This window comes from Methylocaldum sp. MU1018 (assembly GCF_053646775.1).
Window position 1 is genome coordinate 1,658,434 of sequence record NZ_CM132195.1, and the last position, 23,626, is coordinate 1,682,059.

15 protein-coding genes are annotated in these 23,626 nt (G+C 60.7%); 12 read left to right on the forward strand and 3 right to left on the reverse strand.

Annotation, left to right across the window (positions count from 1 at the left end; genetic code table 11):
- Nucleotides 1-174: 174 nt before the first annotated feature.
- Nucleotides 175-1,212 (reverse strand): polysaccharide deacetylase family protein, encoded by a 1,038-nt coding sequence (locus tag ACWJKU_RS07805; RefSeq protein WP_454147409.1) that lies wholly within the window; start codon nucleotides 1,210-1,212, stop codon nucleotides 175-177.
- A gap of 620 nt (nucleotides 1,213-1,832) precedes the next feature.
- On the opposite strand from ACWJKU_RS07805, the gene ACWJKU_RS07810 reads away from it, so the two are divergent.
- On the forward strand, nucleotides 1,833-3,062 hold the full coding sequence (locus tag ACWJKU_RS07810) for an anion transporter (RefSeq protein ID WP_454147411.1): 1,230 nt from the start codon (nucleotides 1,833-1,835) through the stop codon (nucleotides 3,060-3,062).
- Between the two features lie 222 nt (nucleotides 3,063-3,284).
- Here ACWJKU_RS07810 and ACWJKU_RS07815 read toward each other — a convergent pair whose 3' ends face one another.
- Both ACWJKU_RS07815 and ACWJKU_RS07820 read right to left on the reverse strand, forming a co-directional pair.
- On the reverse strand, nucleotides 3,285-5,756 hold the full coding sequence (locus ACWJKU_RS07815; RefSeq protein ID WP_454147413.1) for a mechanosensitive ion channel domain-containing protein: 2,472 nt from the start codon (nucleotides 5,754-5,756) through the stop codon (nucleotides 3,285-3,287).
- Between the two features lie 430 nt (nucleotides 5,757-6,186).
- The gene (locus tag ACWJKU_RS07820) at nucleotides 6,187-8,628 is read right to left on the reverse strand and encodes a sucrose synthase (RefSeq protein WP_454147415.1); all 2,442 of its coding nucleotides are present in this window, start codon (nucleotides 8,626-8,628) and stop codon (nucleotides 6,187-6,189) included.
- Between the two features lie 218 nt (nucleotides 8,629-8,846).
- On the opposite strand from ACWJKU_RS07820, the gene ACWJKU_RS07825 reads away from it, so the two are divergent.
- The 11 genes from ACWJKU_RS07825 (at nucleotide 8,847) to greA (ending at nucleotide 23,590) form a co-directional block, all read left to right on the forward strand.
- Nucleotides 8,847-11,309, forward strand: coding sequence for a sugar phosphate nucleotidyltransferase (locus ACWJKU_RS07825; protein ID WP_454147417.1), 2,463 nt, complete (start codon nucleotides 8,847-8,849; stop codon nucleotides 11,307-11,309).
- Nucleotides 11,306-12,118, forward strand: coding sequence for an HAD-IIB family hydrolase (locus tag ACWJKU_RS07830; RefSeq protein WP_454147419.1), 813 nt, complete (start codon nucleotides 11,306-11,308; stop codon nucleotides 12,116-12,118). Before ACWJKU_RS07825 ends, ACWJKU_RS07830 begins: the two co-directional genes overlap by 4 nt.
- 5 nt (nucleotides 12,119-12,123) lie before the next feature.
- Nucleotides 12,124-13,389: a glycosyltransferase gene (locus tag ACWJKU_RS07835; RefSeq protein ID WP_454147421.1), complete on the forward strand. Its 1,266-nt coding sequence runs from the start codon at nucleotides 12,124-12,126 to the stop codon at nucleotides 13,387-13,389.
- 510 nt (nucleotides 13,390-13,899) lie between these two features.
- Nucleotides 13,900-15,456, forward strand: coding sequence for a hypothetical protein (locus ACWJKU_RS07840; RefSeq protein WP_454148072.1), 1,557 nt, complete (start codon nucleotides 13,900-13,902; stop codon nucleotides 15,454-15,456).
- Nucleotides 15,457-15,682: 226 nt separating this feature from the next.
- A complete protein-coding gene (locus ACWJKU_RS07845; RefSeq protein ID WP_454147423.1) occupies nucleotides 15,683-16,078 on the forward strand; it encodes a group II truncated hemoglobin in 396 nt (131 codons plus the stop codon).
- Between the two features lie 32 nt (nucleotides 16,079-16,110).
- A complete protein-coding gene (locus tag ACWJKU_RS07850; RefSeq protein WP_454147425.1) occupies nucleotides 16,111-16,950 on the forward strand; it encodes an ATPase in 840 nt (279 codons plus the stop codon).
- A gap of 33 nt (nucleotides 16,951-16,983) precedes the next feature.
- Nucleotides 16,984-18,054, forward strand: coding sequence for a homoserine O-succinyltransferase MetA (gene metA, locus ACWJKU_RS07855; protein WP_454147427.1), 1,071 nt, complete (start codon nucleotides 16,984-16,986; stop codon nucleotides 18,052-18,054).
- 192 nt (nucleotides 18,055-18,246) lie between these two features.
- Nucleotides 18,247-18,483, forward strand: a complete 237-nt coding sequence (locus tag ACWJKU_RS07860) for a CDGSH iron-sulfur domain-containing protein (RefSeq protein WP_454147429.1) — start codon at nucleotides 18,247-18,249, stop codon at nucleotides 18,481-18,483.
- A gap of 163 nt (nucleotides 18,484-18,646) precedes the next feature.
- The gene (gene carA, locus ACWJKU_RS07865) at nucleotides 18,647-19,807 is read left to right on the forward strand and encodes a glutamine-hydrolyzing carbamoyl-phosphate synthase small subunit (protein ID WP_454147431.1); all 1,161 of its coding nucleotides are present in this window, start codon (nucleotides 18,647-18,649) and stop codon (nucleotides 19,805-19,807) included.
- 62 nt (nucleotides 19,808-19,869) lie between these two features.
- Nucleotides 19,870-23,094: a carbamoyl-phosphate synthase large subunit gene (gene carB, locus ACWJKU_RS07870; RefSeq protein ID WP_454147433.1), complete on the forward strand. Its 3,225-nt coding sequence runs from the start codon at nucleotides 19,870-19,872 to the stop codon at nucleotides 23,092-23,094.
- A gap of 19 nt (nucleotides 23,095-23,113) precedes the next feature.
- The gene (gene greA / locus ACWJKU_RS07875; RefSeq protein WP_454147435.1) at nucleotides 23,114-23,590 is read left to right on the forward strand and encodes a transcription elongation factor GreA; all 477 of its coding nucleotides are present in this window, start codon (nucleotides 23,114-23,116) and stop codon (nucleotides 23,588-23,590) included.
- Nucleotides 23,591-23,626: the final 36 nt, after the last annotated feature.

Below are 23,626 nucleotides of genomic sequence, written 5' to 3' on the forward strand. Positions count from 1 at the left end.
ATAAAAATTACTCGATTAGGTAAGCCACCGCCTCCGGCGGTGGTCTCCGCAAGGTTCTGCCGTTCCGGCGAGCAGCTTTAGATGGTAGATGACCTCCCTCCCACAACTGCAATTGAAAGGAAGTCATCATGCGAGAGTGGCAGAGCCAAATACCATCGACCTCTACCCTGGCTTTCAGCCAGTCTCGGCTTTCCAGTTGTAGGGGATGTGATGCACCTTGCATCGGAAGGCCATGTGGGTTAAGCGCGGGTGAATGCCGTAACGGCGCAGCTCCAGCGCAGGCGTGTGCGCCGTGTTGGGGCCCTGAATGGTGGTTACCGCCGCAACGATTCCGAAGTCTTCGAGAATGGTCACGATTTTGTCGTTGTAATCCGCCGTTCCGCCGTTCGGATACGCAAACAGCCGGCAGGGCTGGCCGGTCCAATCGGATATCGATCGGACGCTTTTTTCGACTTCGTCGCGCGCCGTTTTCAGCGGAATTTTCGTAAGAATCGAATGAGACGCCGTATGGGCTCCGAATTGAATCAGCCCGGAGCCGGCCATGACGGCGATCGCGCTCTTATCCAGGATTCTGAAATCCGTCGCCGATTCGAGAAGAGCGTCGTCGACCTCCAATTGGTCGATGATACCTTCGAGTTGCTCCAGCAAGTCGTTATGTTCCAGCTTTTTCAGGTGAAATTGAAGGTCTTTTGAAGACAATGCCTTGGCGCTCGCGCTGGATAGGTCGAATTTAACATTCCGCCATTTGAGGGTTGGCCGGGAGGTGCCGGTAATGGCCTGAATCAAGCGGCAAAACCATATCGTGTCCGAGGTTCCGACAAAGTCGGTATTTATGAATACCGTAGCCGGCAAAAGGAATTCCCGTAATATCGGAAACGCGACGTCGAATACGTTTTGATAACCATCGTCGAAAGTAATGGCCGCGGTAGGATAGTTTATGGATCCGGACTGCAACTGATGAAGCGCCTCGGATAGCGTCACTACGCGAAAGTTTTTCGCCAGATATTTCATCTGATGGCGAAACTGGGCTTCGGTAATGAAGCAATAATCCGGTACCGGCAGCGCTTGGCGCAATACGCCGTGGTACATCAATATCGTGAGCTTGTTTTTGTATAGCGCCTTGGGCAGAAACCAAGACGAGCGAGATCCTGAATCGGTCAAGACAAGGGAATTCCGATTGATCGGCTTGATGATGGATTCTGAGTTTGACATATAGCAATCCGGCTACGGTTGGGTACGTCCTTTTGGGCGTCTCGAAAAACCGTGCACTTCGACCCGCTCGGTGCGAACGGTTCCCATCGGATCGATCGATTCCGTTCGTGCCGAGCCTGTCGAAGCCTGAACGGGGTAGGTTTTTCGAGGTGCCCTTTTCCGAGTCGGTTGCGTTAACCGACGATATTCTGCCTGACCGGCAGTCCAGAGTTTATCAGTCGAACCGCGACATAGACAACAAGGATTCGGCGATTGCCGGAAAAGCCGTAAATCCGGCCCATAACCCTATCGAAATTGATCTTGCGTAATCCTGGAATCCGCCAAGATATGGCCTATCGCCGTGGCGATGTAATGGCCATACGTACCTCCTTGAATATTTCGATCGGTATCGATTTCGGGAATCATGGAATCGCGCGCTCGCCGGTATCATACCCACGATTTGTCCGATATCGAAATAATGTCATTTAGAGATTACAGGTGATCGAGCGGTGTGACAGAAAAATGAATCCGAGAGTATCCGGCCGGCCCGTCGAAGCGGCTTGCAGCTTGTGACGGCAGAGGCCCGAGGCGAGGCTGCGGCGTTATACTTGGCGCCGTTTTGCCGAATCGGACCGTCGACCGTGATTGTCACCATCGTCATCATTTTCAGCCTCGTATATGCCGGCATGATTTTGGGCGGGCTGCCTTTTCTTCAACTCGACCGGACGGGAATCGCGGTGCTCGGCGCGATAGGCTTGATCGCCACGGAGTCGATGACGCTTGAAGAAGCGGGCAGGGCGCTTCACGTTCCGACGCTGATTCTGCTTTTCTCCTTCATGGTCGTTTCGGCCCAGTTGCGGCTGGGCGGGTTTTATGCGCTGATCACGGAGAAGCTCGGCGCGCTGCGGGTAGCGCCGGCTTCGTTCCTTGCCGCCCTGATCGCCCTGGTGGCGGGGCTTTCCGGCATATTCAGCAACGACGTGGTCTGCCTCGCGACGGCCCCGGTATTGATCGAAATCTGCTTGAACCGGCGCCTCGATCCGGTGCCCTTTCTGCTGGCTTTATCCTGTTCCGCCAATATCGGTTCGGCCGCCACGCTGATCGGGAATCCGCAGAACATGCTGATCGGCGAAACCCTGAAAATGTCGTTCGCCGATTATCTGCGCGATGCGGCGGTTCCGGTCGGCCTGGGACTGGCGATGACGTGGCTGCTGATCGTCCTGCGCTGGCGAGGACGTTGGGAGCTGGACCGGAGCGAATGCGCCGTCGAACCGGAGCATCGATTCGAAGGGCAGGCGCATTTCAATCTCTGGCAGACGCTGAAAGGGCTCTCGGTCGCAACGGCGCTGTTCGCGGCATTCCTGTTTTCGGGCTGGCCGCGCGAAATACTGGCTCTGGGCGGCGCCGGCGTGCTGTTGCTGTCGCGCAAGCTGCATTCGCGGCACATGCTCGGGCTCGTGGACTGGCAGATACTTTTGCTGTTCATCGGCCTGTTCATCGTCAACCACGCCCTGGAGGCGACCGGCCTGCCCGCGCGGGCCGTGTCGGCATTGGCGGAGTTCGGATTCGACTTGCACGATCTCGGAACGCTTTACGGGGCATCGTTTCTGCTCAGCAACGTCGTTTCCAACGTGCCTGCCGTGATGCTGCTGCTGCCGATGGCGACTCAGCCGGATGCAGGGCTTTTGCTTGCGATATCGAGTACGTTCGCCGGAAATCTGCTGATCGTCGGCAGCATCGCGAACATTATCGTCGTGGATGCGGCGGCGCGCCGGAATATCGCCGTCACCTGGCGATGCCATGCCGCGGTGGGTGTGCCGGTGACGCTGCTGACCGTGGTACTCGCAGCGGCATGCTATTGGCTGAAATAAGCGGATCGGGTGAAGCCGCAAGCGGCCGCTCACGGGCGGCGGATGCCGCGATAGAGTTCGACGCAACCTTGGGCCATCCCTGACCCGATATCTCCCTGAGCGAACAATTAAAGTCGCAAATGGCTTGCGAGTCTGTGAAAAATTCACGTTCGGGCCCGATAAAAAGCGGCCGCAGCGCGATCAACGACCCGATCGGGAAGATTCCGCCGCGGCCGGATTCCGCTACCCGGCGCGTAGCTGTACGGGCGTTTTTCCGTCGTCCGGCCGGATCGCCGGCGGGGAAGCTTCGCCGGGCTGCGGTGCGGCCTGCACGTACAAGGACCGGGCGGGCAAGGCGAATTGAAGGCCTTCTTCTTGAAAACGTTCGAAGATAAACAAATTGATGGCCTGCTGCGCATTCATGTAGTCGACGTAATCGGGGCTCAGCACGTAGTAGACGACTTCGAACAACAGGGAAAAATCGCCATAGGCCTTGAAGTGGGCGCGGTCGAAACGCACCTTCGCCTGCGATTCGACCGCGCTCCGCAGTAGGCCGGGCACCTTGACCAGCTTTTCGTGCGGCGTGTGATAAACCAATCCGATTTGGAAGACCACGCGCCGTTCCTTCATGCGTTTGAAGTTGCGAATTCGGGTATTCAGAAGATCGCTGTTCGCGCAAATGATCTGCTCGCCGTCGATGCTGCGGATGAGGGTGGTCTTGATCCCGATGTGCTCCACCGCGCCCATGATCTGGTCGAAGACGATGAAATCGCCTGCCACGAAGGGCTTGTCGAAAGCGATGGACAACGAGGACAGAAGATCGCCGAGTATCCGTTGCAAGGCCAGTGCGACCGCGACGCCGCCGATTCCGAGACCGGCGGCGAGCGCCGTGATGTCGATGCCGAAATTCTGAAGGGCGAGGAGCAGCGCCAGCGACCAGACCGCGACCTGGCTCAGCGAATTGAAAATCGACAGCGCGCCCCGGCTGGTTTCGTCGCGCTTGGTTTTTCGGCCCAAATAGTCGAAAACCCAGACTTTGAGAAGATAGCTGACCCAGGTGGAAGCCTGAAACAGCAGCGCCAGGACCGTCAGCCGACGGATGATCAGGTTGAGCGTCGGATCCAGGTGCAGCAGCAAGGCCGAGGCGAACACCGAAATCATCAGCAGAAAGAATGTGCGGGTCCGCCTGACGCCGGCGAAAAACTCTCCGACCAAGGGATTGCGCCGGCGCTCGAGATAACGCTGCAAGGCGGCGATGAGAAAATTCCGAATGAAGACCAGCAGGCTGAACAGTCCGGACGCCGATACGATGGCCAGCACCCAGTCGCGCACCGGATTGCCGTTCAACTCCGTATCGAGGACGAGTTCCGCCAGTTCGCGCCAGCTTCGGTGCTCGGTGCGATCGTTGACCGATTCGACGACTTTTTTCAGCAGGCGGCGGGTCTTTTCGAGATAAGCGTCCTGGTCCCGCAAATGCTCGACCAACGCTTGCACCGACTGGCGTTGCTGTTCGAGCCAGCGCGCGGAATTTCCGCTCTCGCGCTCCGAATTGGAAAGCTTGTTCTCGATCGAGATCAGTTGTTTTTTCCAGTCCTGTAGCAAAAGAATCCCGGCGCGCCCGTTCTGTTCGAGTACGGCCGAAGCGTCGATCGCTTCCTCTTTCCATTTCACCCATTCGACCGGTTTGCCGATCCCGTTGATGACGGCGTGGCGCCGCTGCCAAGCCGTTTTCCAGATTCCGAACAGCTCGGCCCGCTTGTTCAGCCCGGAGATCCTCGTTTCCAGCGATTCCTTGGCCAGCCGCTGCGCCTCGACCTCTTCCGACAGCTCGCCGAGTTTGTCCAAAGGCGCTTTCGCCATACGCTGCCTGGCGTCGTACAGCCGTCTTTCGTCGGCGATCTGCTGGCCATCCATTTTGCTCAATTCGCGCTGTAGTTCGAATCCTTCCTTATCGATTTGCTGCAACCGTTCCGCGAGATCCGCATCGGCGAACTGCACGTGGCCGCTCATCAGATTCAGCCGCCGTTCGAGCAGACTCGCGGACGATTCGGCGGCGGCAAGCTTTCGTTTTTCCCGGTTCAGCTCCAGCTCCCGCAGCCGCAGCGTTTCCTCGGCCAGCCTGAGTTCCCAGCGGACCGGTTGCAGGCGTTCGGGATCGAGTTCGGTATTGCGCGAAGCTTTCTCCTCGGCCTCATAATCGCTCATTTCCTTTTGTTTCTCGGCCAGCTCCGCCCGCGCCCGCTCGATCTGCGAGTCGGCCCGCTCGACGGCCGCGGTCAGCGCGGACAGGCGCGCCGTCTGCGCGCTCAGTTCGGTCGACGTGGTATCCAGTTCGCCCACCGGAACCGGATCATCGATCGTCTCCGGCGTGTTCGCGGCTTCGCGGTATTTTCGTTCCTCGACCGTCAGCGTATCGATTTCCTGCTGTGCCGCGAGCTGTCGCTCGAAGATCGAATCGAGCCGCTTGAGCGTTTCCATCTGCTGGTTCAGGACAGCCGTCCGGTTCGAATCGGACGGCCCGGATTGCGATCTCAATGCTTTTTCGACCGACTCGATGGCGGCCGCCACGGTTTGTCGATCGGCCTCGACGCGGTCCATGCCCGGCTTCGGGGCTTCCTCCGCCGAAAGCGCCGGCTGCGCCGTCTCGTCAGCGGCCGGCACCGGCCGGGCCGCCTCCTGCGCCAAGGCCGATTGAACCAGCCAGAAGATAAGCACCCCCAGAGAAAAATCGATTACGGATCGGCGTCGGATTCTTGTTGGAAGTCGCATTAAATGGCTCTCCATTTTCAGAGTCTTTTATCGTTCGAATGAGAGTGTTCGTCGTTCGATGCAGCCGCCCGCGACGGTGGACGCCGCGCGCCTCGAGGCATCCGCGGCTTCGGCCCGGGCTGAAACCGCAAGGCATTTCATCTCGCGTCAAGGGCATTTCGCGCGGAGTGCGCGCCGTGCAGGGGCGACTTAAGTCGCCTCTGCACCCGATCGGAAAGCGCTCCGGAAGGCAGGGCAGTCACGGTTCATGCGTTTTTTCGAATTCGTGGAAGCGGTCGGGGCGATGCTTCCGGGAAGAGGTCCGCGAATGCGGATTTTAGCCCGCGGCCGAGGGCCGCGCCGTAAACCGGCTCGGCCGATAGCCGTTCGTCAATGTTCATATGCCGAGATCCGTTCCCGATCCGGCCATGGCCTGGGCCAGGCGGCGGAATTGCAGGCTGTATAAGGCTTGAAGATAGCGCTGGGTCTCCCGGCGTTCCAGATCGGTCACGTGGCGCCAGAATCCGTAGACCCGCGACAAGGTCATCATCCGATCGGCGTAGTGCTGCCAGGTGTAACGCTCGGCGACGCGGCGAAGCGCGCCTTCCGAGAGGCGCACCCAGGATTCCGGCTCGTTGCGCGCCCTGGTCAAAAATTCTGCGATGCGCTCCGCCGCCGCGTCGCCGTGGTTCGGATCGATGTGAAAGCCCGATACGCCGTCCTCGATGATCTCCGACGGTCCCCCGAAACAGGTGGCGAAACAGGGGAGCCCCGAAGCCATCGCTTCGATCACCGTGAGCCCGAACGCCTCGAACAAGGCCGGCTGGACGAAGGCCCCGCGGCTGTCCGCCACGTAGCGGTAAAGCTCGCCGGCCAAATTCTTGGGTAGCCTGAGGCCCAGCCAGCGCACCTGTCCATCCAGCCCGTATCGGTCGAACAGGGCGTGCATGTGCCGGATTTGTTCGATTTCCTCGACATCGGACGAGCGTTCCGCCTCCACGTGACCGGAAATGACCAGGAGGTTGGCCGCCTCACGCAGTTCCTCCGAAGCGCCGAACCATTCCACCAGGCCGGCGATATTCTTGATGCGATCCAGCCGCGCCATCGTGAACAGCAGCGGCTTGTTCCGCTCCCGCAGCGCTCCGCGGGCGTCTTCCCTAGCGTCCTCGCCGTAGATCAGTTGCTCGATTTCGCCGTGCAGGTGAGGCAGGCGGCGATCTTCCTCGGTGTAGGGAAAATAGGCCGACGCATCGGCGCCCGGCGAAACGATGTTGAACTTGGGATCGTGGACGTCTATGCCGTTCACGACCCGGAACAGATCGGGCATGGTAAACGCCGTGTGGCTCTCGTACTGCCCCACGCTGTCGCGGGTGCCGGCGATCTCTTGATAACTGCTGGCGACGATGAAATCGGCGGCGTTCATCGCGATCAGGTCGGCGGTGAACTGGCAGGAAAAATGGTAGCGGGCTTCGTTGTCCTGCCAGAACAGGTCGGAATGGCGATATTTGGTCTTCTCCAGGGCGTGGGCGATGTTGCACTGGGTCACGCCGAGGCGCTGGGACAGGAGAGTCGCGACCAGATTGCCGTCCGAATAATTGCCGACGATCAGGTCGGGGCGCCCGCCCAGCTCGGCGAGCAGTTCACGCTCCGCATCCAGGGTATAGCGTTCCAGATAGGGCCATACCTCGAATCGGGAGATCCAGTGCCTGACCACCTCGCCGGACGCGCTGCGAAACGGCACCCGCAGTATCCGCGCGTTGCGCGTCCCGGAAATGGGCTCCAGGCGCTGGTCGCAGCCGGTCCCGTCCGCTTGCGGTATCAATCGGGTCAAAACCACGATTTGCGGCTCGATGTCGAGACCTTGCCGGAACAGGCGGGATCGCATCTCGGTCTCCAGTGCGCGCGCCTGATCGAGAATGTAAACCACCTGTCCGCCGGTGTCGGGACGGCCGAGCACGTTGGCCTGGCCGAAATAGCCGTGCGGCGAGACGATGGCCAGCGAAAACACCATCGGCAGGCGGGCGAGAAACGTTTCCAATCCCCGCGGATCGGGCGCTTCCAGAAGATCCCGAAGCAGGCTCATGGTGTCGCGGATGCAGGAGATCTCGCGCCCCCAGCCGGCCTCGAATCCCAGCGCGCGCAACGGCGCGGCGACGTTCTGCCAGGTCGCGGAAGGATCCTGGCCGAGCAGCACGTCGTCGGCCCGGCGCAGGGCTCTGCGCAAACCCCCGACGCTCGCGATCTGCTCGTTGAGCATCAGGGTTTGGCCGCGGAACGAATGGATGCTCAGAAAGTTCAGGATGCGTTCGCCGCCGTCGCCCAATTCGTCGAACAGTTGCCGGGACAGGTGTTTGTTCAGGAATTCCACGCCGCGACCTATCGATCGCGCTTCCTGCAACTTGGGAAACTCGCGGGAGAAGGGGCCGAGGTCGATCTCCAGCAGCCATTCGTCTATGCCGTGCCGGCCGGTCGCCAAGGTTTCCTTGAAGCGCAGAAACTCCCGGACCGTCACTTCCTCGAGCGCCAGCCCGTCCAGCGCGATGCGCACATAACGCCAGGATGCGATGCGCAACCGGATCGCAAGATAGATCCAGGACTCGTCGAGGGCGGCTTCCTGAGAAAAATGTATGACCTTGCCCAAGGGCGACGGCTTGATGCCTTCCGGCGCGTCCTCGGCGCCGCAGGCGGCGGCGAAAGCGTCGCAGAGATCGGAACGCAGCAGAAAACTGTGCTCCGACTTCCGGATTTGATGGAGCACGCGATGGCTCGCGGTGGGACACGCTTGCAGAAAACCGCGTAACTGTTCGATCAGGTCGTCGCCTTGCGCTTTTTCGGTCATAAGGGCCTCAATCGATGTCTCTCATTTTATTTGATGTCAAATGATTCGTCCGGTCATAAAGCCTGCCGTTTCGGAAGGATTTAGCGTTTATTCTCGTCATTAACATATGGTTATATGTTCGATGTCAATCAATGAAGTTGACAAACTTGGCAAATAACTTTGAAATCAAATAATAAATGAGAAGGGTGATCGAGCCGACTCAATGGGGGACATCATTCATGAAAGCAGTCATTCTTGCCGGAGGGCAGGGCGTACGGCTCAGGCCCATTACCGAGAACATACCGAAACCGATGGCGACCGTGCTGGGCAAGCCCATCATGGAGCACATCGTCCGGCACCTTTCCTCGCACGGTTTCACCGATCTGCTGGCAACGCTGCATTACCGGCCCCGCGCCATCCGCGACCATTTCGGCGACGGCGGCGAGTTCGGGGTGAATCTCGGCTACACCCTGGAGCACAGGCCGCTGGGAACGGCCGGGTCGGTCAGGCTCGGCGCGAACTTTCTCGACGAGACGTTCCTTGTCATCGCCGGCGACGCGCTGACGGACTTCGATCTCGGGGCGTTTTGGGCGTTTCACAAAGCCAAGGGCGCCAAAGTCAGCCTATGCCTCAAACGGGTGTCTGACCCCGGCGAATTCGGGGCCGTCGTGACCGACGAGGACGGTCGCGTGATCCGTTTCGTGGAGAAACCCGGCCTCAGCGAACTGTGCAGCGATACCGTCAACACGGGCATTTACCTGATAGAACCGGAGATTCTGGAGGCGATACCCGACGACATTCCGTACGACTTCGCCGGCGACCTTTTTCCGAGTCTCCTGGAACAGGATATCGCTTTGTACGCGTATGTCGCGGAAGGCTATTGGAGCGACATCGGCACTCTGGATCAGCTCAAGCAGTCGCACTGGGATCTTCTCGACGGCAAGGTGCGCTTGCCGCTCGGCGGAAATCTCGTCGGCGAACGGGTATGGCTCGGCGACGGCGCGCACGTCGCCAAGGACGCCGAGCTCGGTTCGCCCTGCTGGATCGGCGACAACGTGCGCATCCGGTCCGGCGTTAAAATCGGCTCCTATTGCGTCATCGCGCCGGACGTGGAGATCGACGCGAGGGCCACCGTAAACCGCAGCATCGTCATGAAAAACGCGTTCGTCGGCGAGTCCAGCGATCTGCGCAATTGCATCGTCGGCGGCAGCACCGTCATCGAGGCCCGCTGCGAGATCGGCGACGATGCCATCATCGGCTCCCATTGCCATCTCGGGCGGCAGGTCGTGGTCATGCCCGGCGTCTCGATCTGGCCCGACAAGGAAGTCAACAGCAATACGACGATACGCGAAAACCTGATCTGGGAGTCGCTGCTGCGCCCGTCGCTGTTCGGATCGCGCGGCGTCAGCGGGCTCGCCAATCTCCATATCACTCCGGAATATGCGGCGGCGCTGGGCAAGGCTTTCGGCAGCTGGATCCGGCGCGGCGATCGGGTCGCGGTCGCCCGCGACGCGCATCCGTTTTCCCGCCTGATCAAGCGGGCGTTCATTTCCGGCCTTTTGGCGGTGGGCGTCAACGTCGACGATCTGGAAGAGGCCAGTTTGCCGGAGACCCGCTTCATCACCTGCTTCGGCCGTCATTTGAGCGGCGGCGTCCACATTCGCATTTCCGACGAGCACCGCAGCGTCGCCGTCATCGAGCTTTTCGATACCGACGGCCTGCCCTTGCAGCGCAGCGCGCGCCGCAAGATCGAAGCCGTGTTCTACCGGGCCGAGTTTCCCAAGGTGTCGATCGAGAACGTCGGCAATCTGGCCTATCCCGGCCGCGTCGACGAACGCTACGAGGAACACCTCCGGCTGCATCTGAGCCGGACCGCGGTCCAACCCTGGAGCGATCGCGTGCTCCATTACTGCCGGGAAGGCAATCTGGCGCGGATACTCACCGATTTGATCGGCAGCAATGCCTTGCACCACCTCGATAGCGAGTGCAGGGAAAACTCCGACGTCCCGGTCGCGCCTTACGAACGTATCGCGGAAATCGCCAGGCTCAATCGAAAAATCGCCTTGATCGTCGAGCGCAGCGGCGAGCAACTGACCTTGGTCGACGAACTGGGGACGATACACCGCGCGCAACGGACGCAGGAACTATTGACCGCGGCCTTCATCATCGGCGCTCCGCCGGAAGAACCGGTATTCCTGCCGCCGGATCACCCCAAATTCCTGGCCGAGTTGGCGGATGCGAGGGTGCGCCGCCTGATCATCACGCACAAGGAACCGGCCGCCCAACTGAATGCCGTCAGGAAGGCCATGCAGGTCGACGACGTCTGGCTGCATTTCGTCCATTTCTATCTCGGCTACGGCGCGGCCGCGGCGGCGCTTCGGCTGCTCGAATTCCTGGGCAAGGAACGCCTGACCCTGCACGACTTCGAGCGCCAGATCCCGATCAGCCACGTCCGGCGTTTGATCCTCCCTTGCCCCTGGGACCACATCGGACGGGTGATGCGCGAATTGAGCCAACGTCCGGAAGCGCGGCCGAACGCCGCGCCGGAAGGCGTGCGTCTGGATCTGGACGGCGACTGGGTTTATGTGTTGCCGAGCGCGGACGCCCCGCAGTTGGAGATCAGCATGGAAGCCGCCGGCACCGCCCAACTGGCGCAACTGGAGCAAGAGGTCGGTCATCGCGTGCGGAGCCTGATTCCATGAGCGCCGACATCCCTTTTTTATTCGCATCCGACCTGGACGGCACGCTGCTGCCCAATACCGGCAAGCTCCCGAATCCCGGCTGCCTGGAACGGACCCGGGCGCTTCTGCAGGCGCTGCTCGACGCCCGCTGTCCGGTCTGCGTCGTCAGCGGGCGGCATCTGACGCTGGCCAGGCAGGGGCTAGCCGTATTCCGCCTGCCTCCGCCCACTTGGTGGATTTGCAACGTCGGCACCGAGATCTACGATCAGGCCGGGATTTTGGACCGCGAGTGGCAAAGCCGGCTCGGTCCGCCACTCGATCGCGGGGCGCTGCGCCGAACGCTCGGCAACATCGCCCGGCTGTCGCCCCAGGAGCAGCAAAAACAAGGGCCGCACAAGTTCAGTCTCTATTATCCGGTCCCCGTCTGTCGGGAGCTGCGCATGGAGATCGTGTCCCGGGTCCGGGAGGTGAGAAACGATTTGCAGATGATTTCCAGCGTCGAGGAATCCTCGGGGCGGACGCTGCTCGACATCGTCCCCGCCAACGCCGGAAAATCCCATGCCTTGTGGTACGTCGCCGAGCGCTGCGGTGTGGCCGGCGACCGCATCTTCTTCGCCGGAGATTCCGGAAACGATCTCGACGCGCTGCTCTCGGGCGTGCGCGGCGCGCTGGTCGGCAATACCCCGGAGGATGTCCGGACCCAGGCGGCGGAGCGGCAAAAGCACGATAAGGACGCCCGGCTGTTCATCGCCGCCGCATACTACGGCGACGGCATCATCGAGGCGCTTTCCCGCTACGGATTTTGGCCGTTCGGAGCGGCCGACCGATGACGGGGATGCGGATCGCCTTCTTCTGTCCCCATAGCGATCCGCTGGCGACGACCGGCGAGCCGGATGCGGGCGGACAGTGCGTTTACGAGGCTCGCATCGCGGAACAACTCGCCCGCCTCGGGCACGAGGTCCGGATCTTTACCCGGCATTGGGGCGGAAAAGTCGCCCGGCAGGATATTTGCGGCGGCGCCACAGTGTTCCGCTATCCGATGGGACCGGAAGGCTTTCTGCGGAAGGAAGACATGGGCCCCTATCTTGCGGCGTTCGTCGAACGCGCTTTGGCCGGGCAGTCCGCCTGGCTGCAACGGGCCGACGCCGTCCACGGCCACTATTGGGACGGCGGCGCGACCGCGCTCATGGCTAGCCTGGCCCTCGGCAAGCCCTTGCTGTTCACCAGCCACTCCCTGGGGCTTCTGAAACGGGACCGTGTTACCGATCCCACGCCGGACGGCTCGAAGTTCCGCTACGATCTTCGCTTGCGCGCGGAGAAGAAAATCCTGAACGCGGCCGACGCCGTCATCGCGCTCAGCCGGACGGAGCGGGAAGCCTTGATCGGGCGGTACGGCGCCGACGCCGGAAAGATAAGGGTTATTCCGGGCGGCGTGGACACGGAAGCATTTCATCTTTGCCTGGATAAGGCCGACCTTCAGCGCCGACTCGGCTTCGCTTCCGATTACCTGCTGTTCACGGTCGGCCGGCTCGATCCCCGCAAAGGCTTTCTCGAACTGATCGAGGCCATTCCCATCGTGGTCGAAGCCTTGCGCTCGGTTGGCAAAACCGCGACTTTCCTGATTCCGATCGGCCCGGAGCAGCCTTCGGCGGACGAGTCGGCCTACCGGAGCGCTCTGCTCGGGCGGGCGAACGAACTTCAGGTCGCGGACGCCATTCACTGGTTTCACCGCCTGACCGATCGGGAGTTGTTTGACTATTATGCCGCCGCCGACCTGTTCCTGTGCCCGTCTCGCTACGAACCTTTCGGTCTGGTGCTGGCCGAGGCTTTCGCTTCCGGAACCCCGGTGATCGCCACGCCCCACGGCGGACCTACCGATATCGTTACACCCGGCGTGAACGGTTATCTGGCCGATCCATCGAATCCGCCCGCATTCGCCGCCCGCATTCTCGACGCCCTCTTGGCACCCGAGAACGAACGCCGCCGCATGCGCGCCGCCGCGGCCGAGCGCGCGCGAAGCCGCTACGCCTGGCCGTCGGTGGCGTCCGCCATAGCGGACGTTTACCGATCGATTCGGAGTGATGCGTTTGCCGTACATTGACAGTCGCGGCCTTCGCATCCGTATACGGACCGCCGCTGGAACGCCTTCCGGTACATCGGCGGCACGGACCTCAACACCTTCCTTGCCGCCCTCGAATCGGTCCTGGAATAGCGCATCCCGCCGGAACTGAGACTCCGCGTGCCGGCCAACGGCTTGCGGGCGTTCGCCGCAGCCGCGCAGGAACGGCCGGCCCTGGACGACGTCCTTCCCGGCCCGGCCTCAAGCACACCGAGAACTTCGTGCGCAGCGACCTCGTTCTCCCGCATGTCAAGCGGTTTTTGAAAAGCGTGCGTTCCTGCCAAGTTTCAATCCGATTGGGTTGGCGTCTACCGAATTGAAGGCGCTGCCGCGCCGTGCTAAGGCACGGACTGTGGATACGCTTTGGCCCCGGATCGGCCCATTGCTCAACGCGTTCTCGCCCGCCGCATGCCGGTATGACGTCCATCATTGCCGCTACGGTTCTACGTTCGGATGAAAATGGCTCCAGGCGGTAATGAGGAATAGCCCTTGATGAAATGGGACGGAGATTGCTCCTCGATCGGCAGCGATTCTCGGGCTGATCCGAATGGCTCGGCCCGCAGCGGGTCTAAGAGCTTGTGGCTTCTTGATGAATTGCGCATTCGCGACTCAGGGATGAGACATATGAACGGTAATGATGGGAAAAGCGTGCGCCCGTCGGCGATGCTATGCGAGCTCGTCCTTGCCTTGGTCTTGCAATCACCCGCAGCCTCGGCACGAGCCCTTGGTATGGTGGCGGATAACACTACGGCCTCGGTCACGGTCTTCGATGCCGACACCGATACCGTGTTGGGAGCAGTGACGATACCTCCTGGAGTGGGCGGAGTTATCGGTGATGTTCTGATGTCGTCGGATCAGACCCGGGGCTTCGTGACCAATGCCAACTATGAAGTCTTTGTCATCGACTTGACCGCCTCGCCGCCGAGGCTTGCTCTCGGCCGAAATCCCATCCTCATCTCCAATAGCGGTCAGGATCTTTCGATCAGCCCCGATGGGAACTTTCTCGTGGCGGCTGATACCGGCGCCCCCGTACCGATTTCGGTCATCGACCTTGCCGCTCAAACCGAAATCCACACGTTTTCGGTAGGCTCGAGCACCACGGCCGTCGATGTGTGTAGCGATGGTTCCGTGTTGGCTCTGTCGACCCGAGATCAAGCGGTACGCCGACTGACCATTGATGGTACGGGTGCCTTGACCAATACGGGCGATGTGCTGGCGTTCGGTCTTGAGAATGCCTTGAATGTCTTTTGCTCGCCTGACGGTAGGTCGGGCCTGGTCGTGAGTGGCTTCCCCACGACCTTGACGTCGTTTACGATCCCTAAGCTCAATCCGGTCGGCAGGCGCATGATCGCCGAGAGTTTCGGAGGAACGTCGGGGGTAGTGAATTTCAAGGGAAACCGAGTCTTTGTGAGAAGAAGCTTCGAGGATTTCGGTTTTGTCGATGTCTTCGGTTACAAGGCCGAGACCGCGGTACTCGGCCGTGCGCCGCTGTTGTCGATTCCCGTTTCATCCACTTACTTTTACGCCGGAATCGATCTGGTAGCGCTACATCCCTACCAAGCCAAATTGTACGTTTCCGACCGCACCGACCATGCCGTGAAGGTATATGACGCGCGTACCGGCGACTTGTTGGCCTCCATCACCGACCCGCATATCGTGGACCCCACCGGCGTGGCGATTGCCACGGAACCCTGCGCCGGTGCGCCGCCGTACGGGGCGATCGTCGGGACGGACGGCCCCGATGAATTGCGCGGCACGTCCGGCAACGATGTCATTTTCGGCCTGGCCGGCGACGACGTGATCGGCGGTCGCGGCGGAGAGGACCTCATTTGCGGCGGCGCGGGCGATGATCTGATCGAGGGCGGCCCCGGCCGGGACCGGGCCGATGGAGGAGCCGGCAACGACACCGTCAATGGCGGCACCGACGATGATGTGTTGAGCGTGGCGGATAGCATCCCCGGCAATGACACGGTCGACGGCGGCGCTCACGTCGAACAGGATCGCTGCGCGGCCGATCCGGGCGATAGTGTCCGAAATTGCGGCCCATGAATCAGGCCGGCGATTTTCGAGCCTCCATCTCGGCCCGGACGACATCCGCCACCGAAGGTTCGGCCGCCGGAATTCTCGAAGCCGGGCGGTAGTGCTTCCGTAAACGGACGAGCCGGCGATGCCGGTCGCGGGTCCGATGGGTTGCCGTTTCGTGCGCGACCGTCCTTCTCCAAACGGGGATCGAACCTGTTAAAATCCACGCGAGTTATAACTCGTCCGAATCGCAATGAATTCTCCTGACGTGATGACACCTTATAAACTTATCGGCGAAGAGCGCGCTGTCCGAGAACTGGTGGAGCGATTCTACGAGTATATGGATACGATGCCCGAAGCCCGTGGTATCCGGGCGATGCATCCGGCGGACTTGAGCAGTTCGAAAGACAAGCTGTTCAAATTCCTTTCCGGCTGGCTGGGCGGTCCCAATCTCTATTGGCAGGAGTTCGGCCATCCGCGCCTGCGGATGCGGCATTTCCCGTTTCCCATCGGCGAGAATGAGCGGGATCAATGGTTGCTCTGCATGTTCAAGGCGCTCGACGACATGCCTGTGGATGTCGCCTTGCGCGAATCTCTGGCCCGAGCGTTCGCGCAGACGGCCAATCACATGATTAATCAGGGCGAATAACCGCCCGTCATTTCACTTGCACGGAAATACCCATGAGAATGAGCCCCCGGGAATTCTTGGGCTGGAAGACCAAACGCATCACGCTGCTCGGCATGTCCGGCGTCGGCAAGACGACCCTGGCCGACAGCCTGCCCAAAAAGACATGGTTTCATTACTCCGGCGATTACCGAATCGGCACCCGGTATCTGGATGAACCGATTCTCGACAACATCAAGCGGCAGGCCATGGACGTACCGTTTTTGCGCGACTTGCTGCGGTCCGATTCGATTTATATCCGCAGCAACATCACCGTGGACAACCTGGCGCCGGTTTCGACGTTTCTCGGAAAAATCGGCGATCCGGCCAAGGGAGGACTCACCCTGGTCGAATTCAAGCGCCGCCAGGCCCTGCACCGGCAGGCCGAGATCGCCGCCATGCGCGACGTGCCCGAATTTATCGAAAAAGCCGAATCCATTTACGGCTATAAGCATTTCATCAACGACGCCGGCGGCAGCGTGTGCGAGCTGGAAGATCCGGAGACGATCAGGATTCTCGCGGAGCACACGCTCATTCTGTACATCAAGACCACGCCGGAGTTGGAACATCTCCTGATCGAGCGGGCTCGGCGCGAACCCAAGCCGCTCTATTACCGCGAGGCGTTTCTGGACCGGCAACTCGCCGTGTTCATGACAGAGAAGGGATATGTGTCCGTCGAGGAGATTCCGCCGGACGAGTTCGTCTCCTGGGTGTTCCCGCATTTGTTCCGCGCGCGCGTGCCCAATTACCAGGCCATCGCCGACGAGTACGGCTATACCGTCGACGCCGGCGCGATCGCGAACGTTCGGGGGGAGGACGACTTCATCCGTCTGATAACGGACGCCTTGGCGCGTTGACTGCGTTAATCTTGTTCCGGAGAGCTTAAAGACATGCCTTTGGTCGCTCATACCGAATTGCCGACGTTCCATCGCTTGCGGGAGGAGGGGCAGGAGATTCTCTCGGTCGAGCGCGCGCGGCATCAGGACATCCGCGAAATGCATATCGGATTCCTGAACATGATGCCGGACTCCGCCCTGGAGGCGACCGAGCGGCAGTTTTTCCGCCTGGTGGGGGAGGCCAACCCTATCGTGCAATTCCATATGCACCCGTTCACGATCGAGGGCTTGAAGCGGAGCGAACAGGCGCAGAATCACATCGACCGCTACTATGAGACTTTCGAGCAGATCAAGCGCGACGGGCTCGACGGATTGATCGTCAGCGGCGCGAACGTCACGCATCCTCATCTTCCGGAAGAAGCCTTCTGGCAGCCTCTGACCGAGGTGTTCGATTGGGCGAAGCAGAACGTCACGTCCATTCTGTGTTCGTGTCTCGCGACCCACGCGCTGTTCCAGTACTGCCACGGCGTGGAGCGCACTCATTTGGGCTTCAAGCGCTGGGGAGTCTATTCCCATCGGGTGGTTGAGCGGCGCCATCCCCTGGTGGCCGATATCAATACCCGTTTCGACGTGCCTCATTCCCGTTACAACGAGATTTTCCGGGAAAGTATGGATCTCGCCGGACTTAAAGTGCTCGTGGAAAGCGAGGAGGCGGGCGTGCATCTGGCCGTGAGCCCCGATTTTCTGCGCGTCGTGTATTTCCAGGGACATCCGGAATACGACACGATCAGTCTGCTGAAAGAATACAAGCGCGAAGTCATGCGCCACTACAACGGCGAGCGCGAGGATTATCCGCCGTTTCCGGAGCATTATTTCAACCTGGACGTGGGTGGCCTGCTCAACGAATACGGCCAACTTCTCCGAAGCGCCAGGCGCAGCGGAAAAGCACCTCCGGAATTCCCCGAGCAGGCGGTCATCCGGCATTTGGACAATACCTGGCGGGATACGGCGAAGGCGGTATTCAACAACTGGCTGGGGTGTATCTATCAGGTCACCGATCAGGACCGCCGCAAACCTTTCATGGATCACATTGATCCGGAAAATCCGCTGGGGCTGAAAATATGATTCGGCGGGAGAGGGCGCGGAACCTTTATTCGCCGTTCCGGGTCGTAGCGCCGAAAGCCCGGGGAGAGACCGGCCGTTCGCGCGACGAAACGAGGCCTCGAAAGACGGTTTGTGTCCTCCGGACCGGCGGCGGCCCCGCGCGTCCGTCCGCCGTCATCCTCTTTTCTCTGAAAATAAAAACAGGAGATAACCATGCCTGAACCGACGATTCCCCAGAAAGCTCCGTATGCCGTTGAACTCGAGCCGGGTAAATACTGGTGGTGTTCCTGCGGACGGTCGGCCCGCCAACCGTTCTGCGACGGGTCCCACAAAGGAACCGAATTTTCGCCGATCCCTTTCGAACTCGGCGAGGCGAAGAAAGTCTGGCTCTGCGGCTGCAAGCATACCGGCAAACAGCCCATGTGCGACGGAGCCCACAACAAACTGTAAGGCGTCTGGACGGCGCGGCATCGGCCGCTCGATTGACGGGCGCGCATAGACAGCGAATGCCGATTTTTCGTAAAATTCCCGCTAAATTAACGATATCCGCGGATAACAGCAACGGGACGGACCGTGTGGTCCCTCCCGTTTTGCATGTTTAAGGTGACACAAATTGAACACGCTCGCATTGTTGGCCTTGGAAGACGGCACCGTTTTTCGAGGCATATCCATCGGAGCAGAAGACTGTTCCGTCGGTGAAGTGGTCTTCAACACATCCATGACCGGCTATCAGGAAATCCTGACGGACCCGTCATATGCCCGTCAGATCGTAACGCTCACTTATCCGCACATCGGCAATGTCGGCATCAACCGCGAAGACGTGGAGTCGGCGGGAGTGTTTGCCAGCGGCCTGATCGTTCGGGACGTGCCGGCCCGCTTGAGCAATTGGCGGGCCGACAAGAGCCTTTCGGAATATCTGAAAGAAAACAGCGTGGTAGGCATCGCGGGAATCGACACCCGGAAGCTGACCCGCATACTCCGCGACAAGGGCGCCCAGCGCGGTTGCCTCATGGCCGGCAAAGCGCTCGACCCGGACTGTGCCGTGGCCAAGGCCAGAGAGTTCGCGGGATTGCAAGGCATGGACCTGGCCAAGGAGGTCGCTACGCGGCAGATCTACGGCTGGTCGGAAACGTCGTGGCGGCTCGGGCGGGGATTCGGCGAGCTCGACAACGATCGATTCCACGTCGTCGCATACGATTTCGGCGTCAAACGCAATATTCTTCGCCTGCTCGCCGAGCGGGGCTGCCGCCTGACCGTGGTTCCGGCCACGACGCCGGCCCGTGAGGCCCTGGAATTGAAACCGGACGGTATCTTCTTGTCGAACGGTCCCGGCGATCCCGAACCTTGCGACTACGCCATCCGAGCGATCCGCGAGTTTCTCGACATCGAGATTCCGGTATTCGGCATATGCCTCGGCCATCAATTGCTGGCTTTGGCGAGCGGCGCGAAAACGGCCAAAATGAAGTTCGGTCATCGCGGCGCCAACCACCCCGTTCAAGAGCTGGATACCGGACGCGTGCTGATCACGAGCCAGAACCACGGTTTCGCCGTGGACGAAAGCAGTCTTCCTCGAAACGTACGGTCGACCTACCGCTCGCTGTTCGATGGCAGCCTGCAAGGCATCGAGCTGACCGATCGCCCGGCCTTCGGTTTTCAGGGCCATCCCGAAGCCAGCCCCGGACCGCACGACCTGACGGCATTGTTCGATCGCTTCATCGAAAGCATGGCCTGTCGGCAGGATGACCGGGCCATGCGCACCGTTCCCGCCGGGTGAGTTTGAGGCCGCTCCGAACGAATTTCACCCACAGCAGACATTGATCAACGACATAACGCTTCATGCCTAAGAGAACCGACATTCAGTCCATCCTTTTGCTCGGCGCTGGGCCCATCGTCATCGGACAAGCCTGCGAGTTCGACTACTCCGGCGCACAGGCGTGCAAGGCATTAAAGGAAGAGGGATACCGGGTGATTCTGGTCAACTCCAATCCGGCCACCATCATGACCGATCCGGAGATGGCCGACGCCACCTACATCGAGCCCATCGACTGGCAGACCGTCGCCAAGATCATCGAGAAAGAGCGCCCGGACGCGCTGTTGCCGACCATGGGCGGTCAGACTGCGCTCAACTGCGCGCTCGATCTGGACCGTAACGGCGTGCTGGAAAAATTCGGCGTGCAGATGATCGGAGCGTCCAAGGAAGCCATCGACAAAGCCGAAGACCGGGAAAAATTCAAACAGGCCATGACCAGGATCGGCCTGGGTTCGGCCCGTTCAGGCGTCGCCCACAGCCTGGAAGAAGCGCTCGCCTGCCTGGACGAGATCGGCTTCCCGGCCATCATCCGGCCTTCGTTCACGCTGGGCGGTTCGGGTGGCGGCATCGCCTACAACCGGCAGGAATTCGTCGAGATTTGCGAGCGCGGCCTGGAACTTTCGCCAACCCACGAGCTTCTCATCGAGGAGTCGGTACTGGGCTGGAAAGAGTTCGAGATGGAAGTGGTGCGCGACCGCAAGGACAATTGCATCATCATCTGTTCCATCGAGAATCTGGATCCTATGGGCGTGCATACCGGCGATTCCATCACCGTCGCCCCGGCCCAGACCCTGACCGACAAGGAATACCAGATCATGCGCGACGCCTCCATTGCGGTGCTGCGCGAGATCGGCGTCGACACCGGCGGCTCCAACGTGCAGTTCGCCATCAACCCCAAGGACGGGCGCATGATCGTCATCGAGATGAATCCCCGGGTGAGCCGTTCCTCGGCCCTGGCATCCAAGGCCACCGGATTCCCGATCGCCAAGGTCGCCGCCAAGCTGGCCGTCGGCTATACCCTGGACGAACTCAAGAACGAAATCACCGGAGGCGCGACGCCGGCTTCTTTCGAGCCGACCATCGATTACGTGGTCACCAAGGTGCCCCGGTTCGCGTTCGAAAAGTTTCCGCAGGCGGACGATCGCCTGACGACCCAGATGAAATCGGTCGGCGAGGCCATGGCCATCGGCCGTACCTTCCAGGAATCCCTGCAAAAAGCCTTGCGCAGCCTGGAGACCGGCGTGGACGGCCTGGTCGGAAAGCTCGACGTTTCCGCCGAGGATGCCGGCAATGTTCTGCTTCGGGAGCTTCGTCACCCTGGACCCGAGCGCATTTTCTATCTCGCCGACGCTTTCCGCGCGGGATGGACTTTGGACGAGGTGCACGCCCATAGCCGCGTCGATCCCTGGTTCCTGGCCCAGATCGAGGAGCTGGTGCAGGAAGAGATGGGGCTGGCGAAGCGTACCCTGGCCACGCTGCCTTCGGAAGAATTGTTCGCCTTGAAGCGCAAAGGATTCTCCGATTCGCGCCTCGCCGCGCTGTTGGGCAGCGCCGAGTCGGAAGTTCGCGCCGTCCGCCACAAGCACGGCATCCGGCCGGTGTACAAGCGGATCGATTCCTGCGCCGCGGAATTCGCGACGGCAACGGCCTACCTTTATTCCACTTACGAAGAAGAGTGCGAGGCGAACCCGACCGGGCGGGAGAAAATCATCGTTTTGGGCGGCGGACCCAATCGCATCGGTCAAGGCATCGAGTTCGACTACTGCTGCGTGCACGCCGCCATGGCGCTGCGGGAGGATGGTTACGAAACCATCATGATCAACTGCAACCCGGAAACGGTCTCCACCGACTTCGACACGTCCGACCGGCTTTATTTCGAACCGCTCACGCTGGAAGACGTGCTGGAGATCATTCATCTGGAAAAACCCGCCGGCGTGATCGTGCAATACGGCGGGCAGACGCCGCTCAAGCTGGCACGGGCGCTGGAGGCGGCCGACGCGCCCATCATCGGCACCTCGCCCGATTCCATCGACCTGGCGGAAGATCGCGAGCGTTTCCAGAAGCTGGTCGACCGCCTGAATCTCAAGCAACCGCCCAACCGTACCGCGCGTTCCCTGGACGAAGCCATGCGTTGCGCCAACGAAATCGGCTATCCGCTGGTGGTTCGGCCTTCGTATGTGCTGGGCGGGCGGGCTATGGAAATCGTGTTCAACGACGAAGACCTGGGCCGCTACATGCGCGAGGCGGTCAGCGCTTCCAACGAATCGCCGGTGCTGTTGGACCGGTTTCTCGACGACGCCATCGAAATGGACGTCGACGCCATCTGCGACGGCAAGCGCGTCCTGATCGGCGGATTGATGCAGCATATCGAACAGGCGGGCGTGCATTCCGGCGATTCGGCCTGCTCGATTCCGCCTTACGATCTTTGCCCGAAGCTTCAGGCGCAGGTGCGCGAACAGGTCCGCCAGCTTGCCGAGGCTCTCGGCGTGGTGGGGCTCATGAACACCCAGTTCGCCATCAAGGGCGAGGAAATTTTCATTCTGGAAGTCAACCCGCGCGCCTCGCGGACGGTGCCGTTCGTGTCCAAGGCGACCGGCTATCCTCTGGCCAAGATCGCGGCCCGCTGCATGGTGGGAAAAAGTCTGGACGAACAAGGCATCCTGGAGGAACGCATCCCGGGCTATTACTCGGTCAAGGAAGCGGTGTTCCCCTTCATCAAGTTCCCCGGCGTCGATCCGCTGCTCGGTCCGGAAATGAAGTCCACCGGCGAAGTGATGGGCGTCGGGGCCACCTTCGGCGAGGCTTATGCCAAAGCCCAGCGCGCCGCCAGCGTTAAGCTGGCCCGAGGCGGCAATGTGCTGATCAGCGTCCGGGAAAGCGACAAATCCAAGATGATCCCCATCGCTCGGGACCTTCTGGCCAAAGGGTTCCGGCTGGTCGCGACGCGCGGCTCGGCGATGGTGCTCGAAGACGCCGGGATACCGTGCACCACCGTAAACAAGGTTTACGAGGGGCGGCCGCACATCGTGGACATGATCAAGAACGACGAACTTCAGTTCATCATCAACACCACCGAAGGCAAAAAGGCCATCGCCGATTCGTTCACCATTCGGCGTCAGGCGCTGCAACAGCAGATTACCTACACGACCACCATTTCCGGTGCCCGTGCCACCTGTTCCGCTCTGAGCGAACTGGATGCGGGCGATGTCAATCGCCTGCAGGATTTGCACCAGGAACTCGGCAACATGTGATCTCTGAGGAAACACGACTATGAACAAGGTACCGATTACTGCCCGCGGGGCGGAAAAGCTGCGAGAAGAACTCAGTCATCTCAAGACGGTCATGCGCCCTCAAATCATTGCGGCCATCGCCGAAGCGCGGTCGCACGGCGACTTGAAGGAAAACGCCGAATATCATGCGGCCCGCGAGCAACAAGGATTTACCGAAGGCCGGATCAAGGAGATCGAAGCCAAATTGGCCCATGCGCAAATCATCGATGTGACGACTCTCAACGCCGGAGGCAAAATCGTTTTCGGAGCTACCGTCGGTCTCGAAGACCTGGACAGCGGCGATTCGGTGACTTACCAGATCGTCGGCGAAGATGAGGCCAATATCAAGGAAGGTCTTATCTCCATCACGTCGCCCATCGCCCGGGCGCTGATCGGCAAGCGAGAGGGAGACGTCGCGACGGTGCAAGCGCCGGGCGGCGTGAAGGAATTCGAAGTCTGCTCGGTCAAATATATCTAGGCGGGGATGCGAACCTCGGCCAGAGTCCGATTGCAA